The sequence below is a fragment of the Brevibacillus laterosporus genome (assembly GCA_007833815.1).
Lineage (GTDB): Bacteria > Bacillota > Bacilli > Brevibacillales > Brevibacillaceae > Brevibacillus_B > Brevibacillus_B laterosporus_D.
In genome coordinates, this window is sequence record CP033464.1 from 839,095 (window position 1) to 854,009 (window position 14,915).

The following is a 14,915-nucleotide window of genomic DNA, read 5'->3' on the forward strand; positions in this document are numbered from 1 at the left end:
ATTTTTGATTGATTATACCCTTACAGATTAACTAGTTTTCTTCTTTAATTCTCTGACGCTATTCTTCATTATCCTTTGATGAACATCTTTGAAACCCACAAACTTCTTACTTTCCTCATTCCAAAGACGGAATCGTAGCGACCGCAGACTTGATAACAATGTAATGCTATTCACTTCCTGTAAAAAAGCATTATGACTATGAGCTGAAGCCAAGTGATAGTTAGGCACACGCGGACTCAAATGGTGAATATGATGAAAACCAATATTGCCTGTAATCCAATGCAGGACTTTTGGCAGCTTATAAAAGGAACTTCCCTGTAAGGCCGCTTTTACATAATCCCAATTCTCTTCTTGTTCGAAATACGTATCCTCAAACTGATGCTGTACATAAAACAACCAAATACCAGCCGCACCTGAAATAAGGAAGATCGGTCCTTGAATCAACAGAAACGCCTGCCAACCGAGGGCCCAGCAAAGCACACCTGATAAGGCAATGATGCCCAGATTGGTGATATACGTATTAATACGTTCCTTTTTCCCTACGCCTTTGCGGTTAAATCGATAATCAATCAGAAACACGTAGATAGGGCCAAGACCAAACATGATGAATGGATTTCGATACAATCGATAGAACAATCGCTTACTAGGAGACAATGCTACATACTCATCTACCGTAAGTGTCCATACATCCCCCGTGCCTCGTTTATTCAAATTACTGCTTGTTGCGTGATGAATAGAATGGGATTTCTTCCATTGCTCATAGGGGCAACACGTTAAAATCCCCGTGATTAAACCAACAACCTCATTTGCTTTTCTGTTTTTAAAGAAAGAGTAGTGGCAGCAATCATGAAAAATAATAAATATCCGAATTAAAAACCCACCGGCAGGGACAATCAATACTAGGCTCAACCAGTAGGAAACGGATAGACATAGATAAGCGCCGTACCAAAGCATGCAAAATGGTATCAACGTATTAATAAGCTGTCGTACACTATACTTGATGTGGGATTTTTCATACGGGGCAATTTGATTTCTCCAGTTGACTTGTTCCTCTTGATTCTTGCTAATAGTAATCTTCCTCTCTCAGAATCTTTAATCTTACAGTAACGCATGGATTCCGAATCAAAGGGGAGGGATGATTCATGCCCATCTATAGTACACTTTAACATTTGAAAGGTTTCGATAATTTTTCAACCCCTCTTTGCAAGCGACATATAACGTTACGTCCAACCCGTAACTAATACGAATTGTGTCTTTTCTGCTTACCTGCCTTTTATCTGTACTTATTCATTATATTCGAAAATTGTTCTCAACTGTCTAGTAATTTTTTGTTGAAATCCACTATTTTTCAGAAAACTATTCTGTACTATAATTTCGGTACCAAATTAACCCAATTCATTACCAAAAAGTACCTAAAACCTATGCGTGACGAACAAACTTGATGAGTGTTTTTTCATCGCCTCTGGAAAAGGATTTGAGCTTCCCATTAAAAAAAAGGAGCCCAGTCCAAATGACCAGTCTCCTTTTTAGCATGTAGGTCTATGGAGCTTTATCTTAAACTACGACCAATGTCTTTTGTGCTAAATGTCTATTTCGCTGGAACAGACGGTTTAATCGGCTTAACATTTGGCTGTAGTAGCATGTAAATAGGTGTATTTTCAACCGAATCAGCTTGTCCTTTTTCCACAAATATCGGTGTGGTATCCTGCTCCTCACCAGTAACAGGCATCGTTTCTGTGGCAGGAAGCGTCGCTGGAATAGGAACCTGACTTTTGGAATAAAGCATTACACCTCCGACTGTTCCTACGGTAAGCATTGCTAGCAAACCGACCACAGCCAAGCCTTTGTTCTGACGAAAGAACCTCGTCAAAGCATTAGACGACTCATTTTCTACCTCATGTAAAATTTCTCTAAACTCAGGGTTGCGAATTGCGTACCAACGTTTTCGCCACTCTTTATCCCGTACCCTTTTAGCATTATCATGTAAAAGATACTGTTTCAATACTAGACGATAGGAAGGAACAAGTTTTCTGCCCACCAAGAACATCCTTTGTTTCAATAACCACTGAATAAACAGATAGGTAGTCTCGTCTCCCCCCTGTTGCTGCACATAAGTAAGCATGCCATCAAAATCAAAGGCCGTTTGTGAATTCTGGAAATCACCACGATAAAAAACAAGCGCTACCTTTGGGAAACTACCTTCGTCTAATGGACTGCCCAACATCTTTCGAATCAGTTTCTGCTGGATTTTGATGTCATCCTCGTTCCAATTCCGATAAAACTCTTCGGGCAAAGGAGTCCCTGGTTCTTTTGCTAGAGAGAAGATGTTCATGAGCAGCTCTAGCTTATATTCGCTCTGTGAATCTAGCTCTGAGAAAAAGCTTTGCGGTTTATGTTCAAACAAAGAGACAATCTTCCTAACATCCTCCTTGGACAGCGTGTCCAAAGAAATATGTTTTAGTAAGCATTTGTCTATCTCTTCTAAAATCCTATTTGTGTAGTTGTGACCTACACGCCACTTACCCAAAATTTGATGAATTGACAGTGCTGCTTCTACTTTTTGTTTTTCTTCTCTAAATAAGCTCAGTAGTTTTTGCTCTGTACCGGTTATGAAAAAGTGGTTTTGCAAAGCTTGAGAAGCATGTACAGCCCAGAAATTAATTTCCTGCCCTACATCATCTAGCTTGTAGCAAACAGCTAAGCGTTCAGCCACATATTCCTCGAATAGAGGCTTCACGACCTTTTCGTAGCTAAAAATAGTACTCATCATAAACGTAAACAAATTATGATTACTTGAAAGCTGCTTGTATACATTTGCAACGTAATCTTTTTGTTGAGAATGTTTTCCCTTGAGCAAAATATCCATCAGGTACATAATGATCTCTTTACGTGAGCCTTGATTCACCACAACGCTGTAAGCCTCGCTGATCAATGTAATAAGCTCGACGGTCGGGAGCTCCTTAGACGCAACAGCAGCCTTCTCAGCGCCAAATACAAGCCCAAACAACCCATACAGTCTCTTTTTATTACTCAAGTGATCATTACGTAAATAATCTAAGAGTACCTGCCAAATCGCCGTTTTATTACGTTCATAAAAGTTCATCTTACCTGTTTCTATCATAAACAGAGTGCATAATTCGTAATACGTGGTAGTGCTCAAGCCCTTGGCACGATCGTCACCCGAAAGTATTTCGTCTGCAAACTCGTAAAACGACGTGAGTACACTAGTCTCATTTAAATTATTCCACGCAAAGGTAAGATACTCGTGGTCACCTTGAATATCAACATGAAGAATGGATTTGTTTGCAAAATCAAACAGAAAATCTTTATTCATATGTCCGTTTCCAGACCTTATGCTGCCCTTTTCAACAAAAATAACATGGAGATACTTTTTACTCTCTGGTTCATTTGTATAGGTAAGAAAACCAAATTGTCTACGCATCTCATAAGGCAAGCAACCATATAGAATCTCTAACAATTGAGTGGCAGCTCTAGAGGTGTCACTGATATCAACATCTAAACTAATAAATACTTTTTTCTTTGCTGATAGAGAACTCATCGTTGCATATAACAGTTGTTTAAACGATTGCTCGTCAATCCCTAACCGAGCTAATATCTGCTTCTTATCTCCAGATAGGTTATTGTGATATGGCAAATCCTCTAATTCAGGAAGCTCTTTCCCATCTGTTTCTTGGTGATGACTAGTAAATGAATCTATGCCAAAAACCTTTGCTGGTGTTTTGCAAAATTCATCTCTTTGTACGCTCGGGATCACATAGTTGTGGGTAAAAAACGTATTTCGTTGCCCGGTAAAGTCTGCCCCTACATAAACGCTTTTTCCGATAACCATTTCGCCAGATTCCGCGCGAAAACAGAAAAGGGCTTCTGGATACTTATCTACCTGTGTTTCTCCTTTTTCCTGTAGCTCTTTAGGAGTATCGTAGACACAAAATGGGTGAAGCGTCTTCTTGATAAATGAATTGTCCAGAGCAGCAGATTTAGAGACGGTGTCGTATCCTTCGTTTGAGCGGAAAATGCCTTGTCGCCCTCGCGTATAGTATTGCTGTTGAATATGCTGCCGTCCCACTATTGCTCCCTCCCATCAATATAATCTAATTGATGTAATAGCCAAACAAATGGTTCATCTACACGAACAGGCGTCACCACGCCAGTCACTTTTTGGTTGACCGGGTTACTTCCCAGCGCAGATACAGCAAAATAAGCTGTATTGGTAAAATAAACTTCGAGCGCATCCTTAAAAGGCCGATCTACTTTTTCAATGAAACGACGTATTTCTCCATTTATGTTTTCAAATTCCGTCGTGTTGAGGTGGTCTTCATGGACGTAATTTCTAAACACATTGCTGTTTGATTTGATATATTCACTATCATCTTCTTTTAGCATGTGGAGCATGTCGCTTTTCGTAAGTACAACAGCTGTCGGAATATTAGTCTTGCTGTGTTCCTCATATCCAATGAAGTTTTCAAACAGAGTAATGAGAACCTCACGTGGTTCGTCATATCTAGCTGTAAACTCCCCTGGTTCATCTCCTACATTAAACATAATCTTGTCACGTATCGTCCTGATTTGTAGAGGATCAACAAGGAATAGGATGCCTGAGGAGTTTTTTACATGGGACGCATATAGTTCCAAGTATTCACGATCCACCATTCCCTCACCAGCAACGTCAAAAAACACAAGAATAAGCGGGGCCTGTTCACTATCTTTAAAAATAAATTGAAAAATGAATGGTTCCTGCCGCTTTTCCTTTTGAGTAGAATCAAGCAGTTGACCTCTCTCAAACAATGGCGCCTCGTAATTTTCTCGGAACTTTCGACTAATCTGTGCGTTTAGTGGCATGCAAGCCGCGTTGAAATGATTGGCAGTCGTATTTTGTAGTGTATGAATTAAGGATGTCATATAGACAGACTTACCTACCTGGGAAGCACCAACGATTGAAATAATATTACTTGGCGCCTTTCCAGCTGTGATTGGGAGTTCATTATGGCATTTCGGGCAAAGCCTTCGCTTGGTAACCATGCCGTATCGATCTGTCAGCCCTACCAAAACCTGATCGACATAAAGTTGGTTCTCATGCGGTATCGTAGCTGGATCAATCACCGCTTCCAATTCCTCAATCGAATCCAATCCGAATTTATCTCGATACTGATTTAATATCTCATCCTCTTGCAACGCGTAATTTTCATCATCATCACGATGATGTGTGGCTCTAAATACTACCTGTTCAGGAGAATACTTCGCAAAGCAATAAGGACATACAATATCGTAAAAAGGAAGTCGTTCCTTGGTTGTCTGTTTTTTATCAAACATATTTTTCAAAAATGTAAACATGTTGGTTCCCTCCTATTCAGGAATCAGTTCATAGCTCTGCCCATATTTTTTTCCGTCTGTAAAAAAGAGGCGAATATAATCTTTTTTCTTAATCTCTATTTCAGGCATTACATTATCTCCCGGCTCAAGATCACGGATAAAGGCATACTGAGTGCCATCATCCTTATTTGCTGGAGGGGAACCTTCCTTTTTCACATAACATAAAACATCTTTTGGAATGAGAATCTCCGAAAAAATGCGAATCTGTAGAGTTTGATACTGACTAAACCACTTTTTCCCTCTTTTAAAAGAATAGTAGATTTTGGCTTTACCAGAACTGACATGAATGATGTGATTCTCACCATCTGGCATTAACAGAACAGGTCTACCATTTTGAAGCTGACACGGGAAAATTCGATACGTATATCTCCCATAACCATCTATATATTCCCGGTATCCCCTATGCGCCTTGTACTCTTCACGAGTAAATAGCTTCATAAGCTTCTCATCGATTTGGTCAGGATCAAAAGGGGTATCAAATCGAGATTTGTATACATAGACGCAAGGAACCGATTCTGCCCAGTGCCAATTTATAACGCATTCGTTACCCTGCATGTGGGAGGTGACATCCCTAATCAATGTGTTGGATACTTCTTCCGTTTTACTCATTACACATCATGCTCCTACTCTACCTATCAAACTGATTATTGCTTATTTGTTTAGCATCCTTATTTTTTGCTGATAAATATCTGCCACCTGTAAAGCGACTTTTCTCAGAAGATAGACCTTGGTTAGGCATAGGGAAAAATATCGTAAACAAGGTCATAACAACAGCTAGCAACAAGTCAGCAACTAAGCGAACAACCATGTCTGGATACATACCTGATGCAAATCCCTTCTCAAGCACCAATCCAGCGAGAAGACCCGACACAATTCCACCCAATGTGAAACTTTTAGCTATATATTTGTTGTCAAAGAATAGTCCTAATGCCAATCCTAATAATGCCCCAATCACAAGTAAGCTCACGATACGCAGTACAGCGTACATAAGGCTATCTTCAGTTGAACCTGTTCTCTCTTTTACAAGTTCACGATCTTGACGACTCATATCATAAATTTGTCCGAACACACCTGTTATCTGATCTGTATGTTGAACATCATAATAATTTCCACTGGTTTCTTCTGCAATGCGCTTTAATAGCTCGGTTCCATCTGCACTAACCGTACTCATACCGACTGTATGAACAATGATATGAGACTGTTTGAATGGTTGTAGAGACTTCTCTAGATTCACATCACTGTACCCATCTGACATGAGTACAACCGTATTATTACCGGATTGATTTGTCTCATCTTTTATATGGTTTAAAGCCGTTTGCAATGCCTCTTCTATATCAGTACCGCCAGAGGGGCCCTCGTGGCTAGTCAGTTTTTGGATAACGTTATCTCTGACCTTTTGATTGCTCAATTGCACTAAAGGCTGTAGCACGCTTGCTTGATGATTAAAGGTAATCACCGCCACCCTTGTATCGCTATCCATTCTACGAACCACGTCGGCTGCCGCTTTAAAAAGCTGACCATCCTTATCCGACTCCTGCATACTAGCCGAAATATCTAGCAGCATGACAATATTGTTGGTACCGGACGCTCTTTGAAAATTCGCCCCGTAAACAAATTGTAAAAGCATAGCGACTACACCTAACATGATGAATGTACTTGGTACGAGCATCTTCCATGAGAAACCGACGTAGCGCTGTCTCCAGCCTTGACCATTTAATTGCGGTGAAATTAATTCAGCTATTAAACACATAAGTCCCACAAATAAAGCGTACTGTCCAAAATAAAGTCCCATGACTACCCACTGTGGAAGTTCATTAGATAGTAGGTTTAAGATCATCTCGCCCACTACAAAGCCGATTACTCCACCAATCAAGCTACAGAAAACCATGAGTAGACTTATTTTTTTTTGACTCATGACGATTGCCCCTCTCCTTGCCGGTGAAATAAAAAGCCACTTTCCACATAGGATTCATAATATTTCCTATTGTTACGGTAATACATGAGATCTTCAATACCGAACCCGCCCATGAGTTTGACTTTCTCAATCCCGCTTTTATTCTTTTCATGAATGCAACCCTGCTTGTAATCTTTACTCCCTTGCTCTGTGCGAAATACATATTGAACAAAATCATTGGTGAAATCGGCAAAAAAGTATTTTTCCTCATATCTATACTTTTGCATAAACTGAAACACTTCTATATGGACAGATGACCGATTTTCCAATTCTAAGGCCAAATCTCTATATAGCTGCTCTCTCGTCAAAACGGCCCTGTTGTCATAGGCAACCGTCACATTCGCTCTTGCAAGAAGCTCTTCTTCAAAGGAAAGAGAAAACGGCGCACTGGTCAGAATCTCTGTTCGACACATGTCACATAGCCGCTGGATCATCTCAGTAACTCCTTTTTCTAATAGAAAGGAGATGCTCCCCATGTATTTATCTTCAAAGTAAAAACCGGAACCTCTTTTAGCTTCTACTATATCAATCGATTCCTGTACCACAGCTCCATAGTATTCTTCTATGTTTTTATCTAAATAGTCAACGGCCTCTCGTATGCTCCGTCGTGACATCTCACTTACTTGTACTTTTATTTCTTCTAGCTGCATGACCTGTTTCTCTATTTTCTGATGAATCTCTTCCAATTGCTTTTCATAGTATTTAAGAAGCTCTACTTCCATTTCCAATCCCAAAATCTCATACTTCTTCTCATAAATCATCGGGAAAAGATAGCGCACAAAACTCCTCACACGCTCTTTATCTCGGGTAAATAGACCACCCGTTTTTATCTCTTGTCGATCAACCCTCTGACGATAGAGTTCCTCTAGCTGGTCTTTGCTGTACTCTAGCTGTCGAACTGTTTCTCTTATTCTGGAACGGAGTACGCCAACAAGGCTCTTCTCCGCGTCATTTCCCGAAGTTAATTGATAGGCAGCATATAATCCGTATTTTGGATTTTCAATGATTCTCTCTCTAATAAGCTGAGAGAACTTATCTTTTCCCTGAAAGGAATTTCGTTTGGAACGAGCATCAAGTAAAAAATTTGTTGCAAAAAAGGTCTGACTGCTATCTTCGAACAGTGCTACCTCTGCCTCCTTAAGAGTCATACTCGTAAGTTCTTTGTAGCTAACGCCCGAAGTCATCAGACCTGTCATTTCTTCCAGCTTACTTTCATCAGGCAAAACAGACTTCACTTTTCGTAGAATATACGAATCTGTGATTTCAAGCCTCTCTAGTGCCTCTGTTACATCATAATTCCCTTTTCCCTTCAAACGCTCTAGAAAATGATCATATACTTTTGCAAGTACCGTTAGTGCAATAGCGTGAGTGGGTCGTTTCACTTTAGAAAGTCCAGCGGAAGCATATGTAGGTCTTCCAGTAGCTCCAGTGATATTATGCATAAATTGTGTTCGATTATAGTTCTCGTTACCCTCATATATTTCTGGTTCAACCCGTTTGTTGTTGAGCAGGACTATGTCACTAATCAATTCATAATTATCTTCCCTACCGTTATCAATAAACATTCCCTGCTCATTTTTATCGCTTAGGATATAAACAAGCGAATAGAGCGGAGAATGCTTGTGCTCCACACCTAATGTAACACGATCCTCTGTCATTTGAAGATCCGCACAGAATTGGTAATCAATCTGCTGGTATTCGTTTACCTCGTCAAGGAAGCTAACTCCTATCGACGTAGAAAATCCAAATTCATGACCATTGTTCTTTTCCTGGATTAGAACATACAAATCCAACGAAACATTTTTAAACAATTCAGCAAGATAGCTTTTTACAAGCAACGTAAATTCTGGTACAAGCACATTAGCTATATCATCAGCTCTTGTGACAACCGCAATATTGATTTGTTGATGATAAGTGAACAGCTTGCCCATATCGGCTACGCGATCACTTATCATCTTCATCATTTTATTTAATTCAATCAGTAAGGACTCGTCTTGATAAAACATTTCATGTAAAGAAGCCCGCATCGCTTTTTTATCCGCAGACGGTTGAGGCAATCGGCAGCTATACACATTGGGGCGATCTAAGGTTTCTTCCGCATAAGCGTGAACATAGAGTACCCCTTCGCTATTTTGCCACTTCTGTTCATTACTCGCATAAATCGCTTGGAGTGCGTCTAAGCTCTTATCACCTAAAAAGAGAAAAAGCACAGGGTTCTGAATGCTACGCTGTCCGTTCTCACTATCCAGTTGTTTTTCTAAATCAGAGACATAGTGAGTTGCGAACTGCTCTATCAAATCCCTCATGCTTTTCCCCTCCTAATTCATTATTGTAATGTTTTGCGCATATCGTTCACTTTAGACCACACTTTTTTATAAAAGCGATACATGTCTTCTCCATTTACAAAGTCATCCCGATCGTATTCAAGCTCATTCTTCGCTTCCTGAAAAGCGGTAGTGATTTCATCTAGCTTTGTCATCAATTCCTGGGTATCAAGCGCAGATGTCATCTGATCGCTACGTTTGCTCGCTTTACGTTGAAGAGTAGTCATTTGTTTACCATCCAGGTTTCGGTATTGATTATAGATGGCGTACTCAACATGCTTGTTCACCTTCAATAGATTGACGAATGGTTCCCAAGCCTCTTCTTCTTCGTCTTTGTCATACACATATAGCGCACCTTTTTTGCAAATGGTACTCGTGTATAAAGCTTCAATGAAACGGTTTATCAGCTCTTCCTCACCTTGAATGGACTGGATGATCTGTTCTAGCTCAAGCATTTTGCTCTCAATGTCTTCATACTTCCGCACTTCTTGTTGCAACAAACGAATAAGTTCTGGAGAGCGAATTAAGTTTTCTTTTGCCATCTCTTCGTTAATGCTACCAAACAGATCCTTTGTATAATCCTGCTCCAATCCTTGCTCCATGAAGCCCTTCAGTTCAGTCAGACATCTCTTGATCTCTCCTGGGCTACCTTTAGATGGATCCTTGTCTAGCTGGTATTTGGACAAAAAGGAAGTAATTTCAAATGGCTTCGTAATGATGCAATCGTAACGGTTACTAGTTTTATTTTCGCTGTCTTTTTCGATAATGCATCCGTAACGAACGGCTCTGTCAAATAGGCTGCGAACTCTCGCATTGTACTCTTTTACACGATCATTGAGATACGTTTCTCCCCATGATTTCTCTGGAATAGGGGAAGGCAGGTACGCCCAGTTATTTTTTTCTGATTGTACGAGATGACGACCGATCCCCTCTTTTTCTAGAATGGTTCGCTCATAGCTTTCCTCGTACACTTTTAGCGGTGTATAAGCAAACAGAGGAACACCATTTTTCGTATTCAACCAGAAAATACGGTTTTTAACTCCACTCTCCTTAACAGTAAAGCGAGAGCCACTAATAGACGTGTTTTGATAGTTCTTGATTCCTTTTAAAATAGACGGAGCTTGCAATGGTACGGAAACAAAACCCCACGAAGGGAAATCCATATTACCTAGATTATTACTAAGATGAAAGACTGGAATGGCTTCTTCATCCAATTTACTAGCAATTTTCCGTTCTACGATACGATCTAGGGTTTCGTCTTGCCCGTATTTAATTAGCAAAAACTCTTCCATAGACTTTGTAATTAACTCGCTGAACTTATCAGATAAAAAGTCAGAAATGGAACTGACAATGTCTACTTCTGTTTCCTTGATCCAATTATCAGAGCGCTTCAACAATTCAGCAGTGAAATCACGAATCAAATCATCTGTATCCTTCTGATCAAGGGTTTCGCCTATAACCTTCGCAATATCAGGGACACCAACAATATTCCAGTAATAGGTTTTATTACCAGTTCTATCCATCTCTTCCCCGCCGTTAATCAGGATGTCACCATTCTTTTCAAAAATTTGTTTGAGTGTATTTAAAATCTCCGTAAACACACTGTAAATCCGATTATTTTCCTCATTTAATCGACGATAAAGCTCCTCGTAAAACTCGATCATTTGCTCTAGCTTTTCATGATCGGCAAGTAGCTGATATTCGTTGATTTTTGCTTCTAAATAGCTATTTTTCTTTCTTTCTTTTGAAATGAACGCACTACGAGCATCACCTAGCTTCTCATTAGCTGTTTCACGTGCTCCCTCAATCTCTCTTGGGAAACCCTCTATATTCAATTTCAAGCTTTCAATATAAGACAGGATCATTTTAAGCAAGGAAAACCCCTTATCCGAATGGATCAAACGCGATGCGAAAAATGGCCCTTGTTGTGCGTGCAAAAATACCCTTGTAATCATTTCGCCAAATGTAGTGGTCAGCTCTCCAGGTAGCTGCTTCTTACACTTGATGTATTCCTCTCTCGCTTTAGCGAGATAGCCCTGCTCCAGCTCATGATCGATACTAACAAGTTGTTGGGTGATCACATTGCTATAGCTAAGACGTTCACTATTTTCGTAACCTGGAATAGGTTCAGGAACGCGCTCTTCAAACTTTTTGGAGATTGAATCGATATCGATGCTTAATTTGCGAGCAAATTTTTCTGCATCCTCCTGTGTAGGAGCAACGGTGAACATATTCTCCATTTTTTTAAACAAACGATACGCCAAATAAGTAGTCATCTCTTCAATCGGTAATACCGCAGAAGAAGCTCCAATTACGTTGTATTGATAGTTGGCCGCATAAGCTTTTGGCATCTGATTAATGTTGGTGCGAATGTTACTAATATAATCGTGAATCGCAAACTCTTCGCCCGACCGTTTTTCTTCACTAGCCATGAAGTTGGTGATATTCTCTGCCGTAACATTCATGCAGTAATCATAGGCATTTTCTAATGATTTGCCTTCCAGATTGGTTGCAGAAATAAGATGGCACAGATTGAAGGGAGGCATCGGAGAGGACACGTTTAATACGTTGCCATATTGTTGTTTGAAGCGCTCCATACGTTCATCTGCATTCATCCAATAATCTAGCTCTTTTAACGCTGCATACCCGTTTTTCATAATGTAATCGCGTGTATGCGAGCTGAGACTTTTATTAGCCAAGTTAACGTCTGGCGTAAATAGATAGCCAAGCGAATTAACTTTATCTACTCCCGCACTGCCGAATTCTCTTTCCAAAATACCACGAACAATATAGGCAATATCCATGAAGCAACCACTACCGGTTCCACCCGAAATACCCGTTAAAATAAATACGATCAGCTTCTTGTTAGTGCCTTCCGTAAGCATTTTAATCTTTTTCTCGATGGTTTGAACAACCTGAGTAATCTTTGTGAATAGAAGTAAACGACCTGCCTGTCTCACCCCTGATGCTCCACTAATTCCATCTGTAATCGTCAGCTCAGGTGACAGCCAATCCGTAATATACGGTTCCAAAATGCTTCTGTTCTGCAATACTCCACCGATCTCCGGATTGGAAAGCAATACAAACTCAGAGATTGGATCAAGTCCAATACCCTTATAACGCTTGTTACGGTCATGCTCATTGGTTTCAAAGGCTACAAATTCAATATTATCCGGTTTTTCTTTCCGCTTTTTCGATAGAGCATCTACTGGTAATTTAAAGCGTCTGTTTACCTGATATTTTAAACGGAGCAAAGCATCAATCCCTGTTCCACCTAAACCTATAACAAGCATAGGGTTATCGATGGTATCTACCCGAATCTTATCACTAACGATTCCCCCGCCTAATGATACATCCAACTGTTGAATATGTTCTCTTACTACTGCTTTCATATAATCGATCCTCTCCTAGACGATATAGTCTATAAAGACTGATTTGTTTACACCTGAAAGGGATACTTTGATCCGATCGTTCTTTTTTAATTCCCTTCCTTTACTTGCATCTAGCACTCTTCCAGCCTTTTCAATCTGACATTCAGATTTGTTCAAAATGATCAGCGTGTCATTTTTACCTGGTACAAAAATGATCTTGTCAGTCTCCTGAAACTCTGGGGCCAGCTGCAACAGTTGATGCAATTTGACCTTTCCTTTAAAAGTATTCAGTTTTTTATACTGCGGGCTTGATTTCTCGCCTGTATCCTCATTGTAAATTTCGATAGCCATCTGTCCCATAAATCCTTTGTTAGCCTTCTTCCAAATGGACAGTACGTAAAAAATGACAGCTAGAACTAAAATAAGACCAAGAGTCCCTGCAATTACTATTAACCACGGAAAAGGCTTTTCTTCCCCTGTCGGAGCTGTTGTCGGCTGTTGAGTACCCGTTGCCCCTGTATTTGTTGCATCAACAGTAACAGGCTGTGTTTCTCGATAGAAACTGCTATCCTCCGCTTTTACCTTAATCTCGTATTGATGGGAGGATGGGACAGCGAAGTTCCCAGTGAATCCGCTACCCGTATTGGTTAGTACGATTTCGCTTGTTTTTTTGTCTGTTAGGTCGTTAACAAGTAGTTTTGCTTTCATGCTTTTATAAAGATCGGTGCTGGTCATTTTTTGCCCGTTACTGACCAGTTCTGCTTTGATTTGGATATCATCGCCGACTTTAAATGTTTTATTTGGTATCGGCTCCATCGAGAGCTGCAAATCATAATTAAAGATCATATTAATATCGATCTTGTCCTTAGCTACCCCTTTTACCTGCAATTTCCAATCCCCTTGTTGGGGCTTCAGCATTTTAATCATAGAATACGCACTAGATTTGGAAAAATGCACCTGATTAGACGGGATCGTTACGGTTTTTCCAGATGGATCAAACAGCTTTACCTGAACCGAATTCGTTGACATAATGGATATATTTGCTTCCAGCACATTGGTATTAGGGATCGAGATCGTTACATCCTGAAAAGCTCCATTAGCAGTAAGATTTTTGACAGGAACAACCTTTAGCTTCAAATGATTAGCAAAGATCTCACTTAAAATTTGTGGTAGCTTGTCAGCTGTACTTGTTTCAAAAAATTTACCATTCGTCTCTGTCGCAATCTGTTGCAGAGTCGTTCTGTTCAACTGCCCGTCTGCATTCAATCCAATAGTGTATATCGGGTATCCTTTACTTTTTGCCACTTTCACAGCATCCTGCAATTTTTGATCAGACATCTGTTGCGTACGGTTGGAATCTTTATTTAAAAAATTATTTCCATCTGCTAGCAACACGACTATGGGTGAATGCGCAGGGTCATGTCCTGCATCAAGAATTTTGACTGCTTCTTCGACCCCCACGGAGATATCTGTATAAGGACCTTTTTGTAAACTATCAATAAAAGATTTGATCTGTTGCTTGTCCTGATCTGTTTTAACTTCAATCAGTGCTTTTTCTCGCTCAATTTTATCCGTGTAAGCGATGACCCCGATCTTATTCCCCTGTACAGAAGTCATATCTACAAACATTTTCATCGCTTCATTGCTTACTTTATTTTTATCACTTTGAGTCATGGAATTGCTGACGTCCACCACCAACACAGCGTCCATTTTGTCTCCACCAGTTTGTGCAAACCCAAACGTGGCACCTGTGGTTAGAGAAGCCAACAGAAGTCCCACGCACAATATACACTGAAGCACTCTCTTACATTGAAGCATGTTAGTGAACCTCCGCTATTTATTTTTTGTGAGAATTACCCATTTTTTGATCAACTA

General features: G+C 40.0%; 8 protein-coding genes. All 8 read right to left on the bottom strand.

Going from position 1 to position 14,915, the window contains the following annotated elements:
- Nucleotides 1-27: 27 nt before the first annotated feature.
- Nucleotides 28-1,068 (bottom strand): fatty acid desaturase, encoded by a 1,041-nt coding sequence (locus EEL30_05160; protein QDX91811.1) that lies wholly within the window; start codon nt 1,066-1,068, stop codon nt 28-30.
- A 520-nt stretch (nt 1,069-1,588) separates the two neighbouring features.
- Nucleotides 1,589-4,087 (bottom strand): hypothetical protein, encoded by a 2,499-nt coding sequence (locus EEL30_05165; protein ID QDX91812.1) that lies wholly within the window; start codon nt 4,085-4,087, stop codon nt 1,589-1,591.
- On the bottom strand, nt 4,087-5,352 hold the full coding sequence (locus tag EEL30_05170) for a hypothetical protein (GenBank protein QDX91813.1): 1,266 nt from the start codon (nt 5,350-5,352) through the stop codon (nt 4,087-4,089). Before EEL30_05170 ends, EEL30_05165 begins: the two co-directional genes overlap by 1 nt.
- 12 nt (nt 5,353-5,364) lie before the next feature.
- Nucleotides 5,365-6,000 carry a beta-mannanase gene (locus tag EEL30_05175; GenBank protein QDX91814.1) on the bottom strand — a complete coding sequence of 212 codons (636 nt, stop codon included), beginning with the start codon at nt 5,998-6,000 and terminating at the stop codon, nt 5,365-5,367.
- A gap of 19 nt (nt 6,001-6,019) precedes the next feature.
- Nucleotides 6,020-7,306 (bottom strand): VWA domain-containing protein, encoded by a 1,287-nt coding sequence (locus EEL30_05180; protein QDX91815.1) that lies wholly within the window; start codon nt 7,304-7,306, stop codon nt 6,020-6,022.
- On the bottom strand, nt 7,303-9,651 hold the full coding sequence (locus EEL30_05185) for a hypothetical protein (GenBank protein QDX91816.1): 2,349 nt from the start codon (nt 9,649-9,651) through the stop codon (nt 7,303-7,305). The genes EEL30_05180 and EEL30_05185 overlap by 4 nt, the downstream gene beginning before the upstream one ends.
- A gap of 20 nt (nt 9,652-9,671) precedes the next feature.
- Entirely contained in the window at nt 9,672-13,061 is a 3,390-nt protein-coding gene (locus tag EEL30_05190) for a hypothetical protein (protein QDX91817.1), read from the bottom strand.
- A 15-nt stretch (nt 13,062-13,076) separates the two neighbouring features.
- Nucleotides 13,077-14,858: a VWA domain-containing protein gene (locus EEL30_05195; protein ID QDX91818.1), complete on the bottom strand. Its 1,782-nt coding sequence runs from the start codon at nt 14,856-14,858 to the stop codon at nt 13,077-13,079.
- Nucleotides 14,859-14,915 lie beyond the last annotated feature (57 nt).

What these genes read in the sequence shown, in the direction of transcription:
- EEL30_05195 (QDX91818.1), bottom strand. Translation starts at nt 14,858, where the DNA reads ATGCTTCAATGTAAGAGAGTGCTTCAGTGTATATTGTGCGTGGGACTT.
- EEL30_05190 (QDX91817.1), bottom strand. Translation starts at nt 13,061, where the DNA reads ATGAAAGCAGTAGTAAGAGAACATATTCAACAGTTGGATGTATCATTA.
- EEL30_05170 (QDX91813.1), bottom strand. Translation starts at nt 5,352, where the DNA reads ATGTTTACATTTTTGAAAAATATGTTTGATAAAAAACAGACAACCAAG.
- EEL30_05180 (QDX91815.1), bottom strand. Translation starts at nt 7,306, where the DNA reads ATGAGTCAAAAAAAAATAAGTCTACTCATGGTTTTCTGTAGCTTGATT.
- EEL30_05185 (QDX91816.1), bottom strand. Translation starts at nt 9,651, where the DNA reads ATGAGGGATTTGATAGAGCAGTTCGCAACTCACTATGTCTCTGATTTA.
- EEL30_05175 (QDX91814.1), bottom strand. Translation starts at nt 6,000, where the DNA reads ATGAGTAAAACGGAAGAAGTATCCAACACATTGATTAGGGATGTCACC.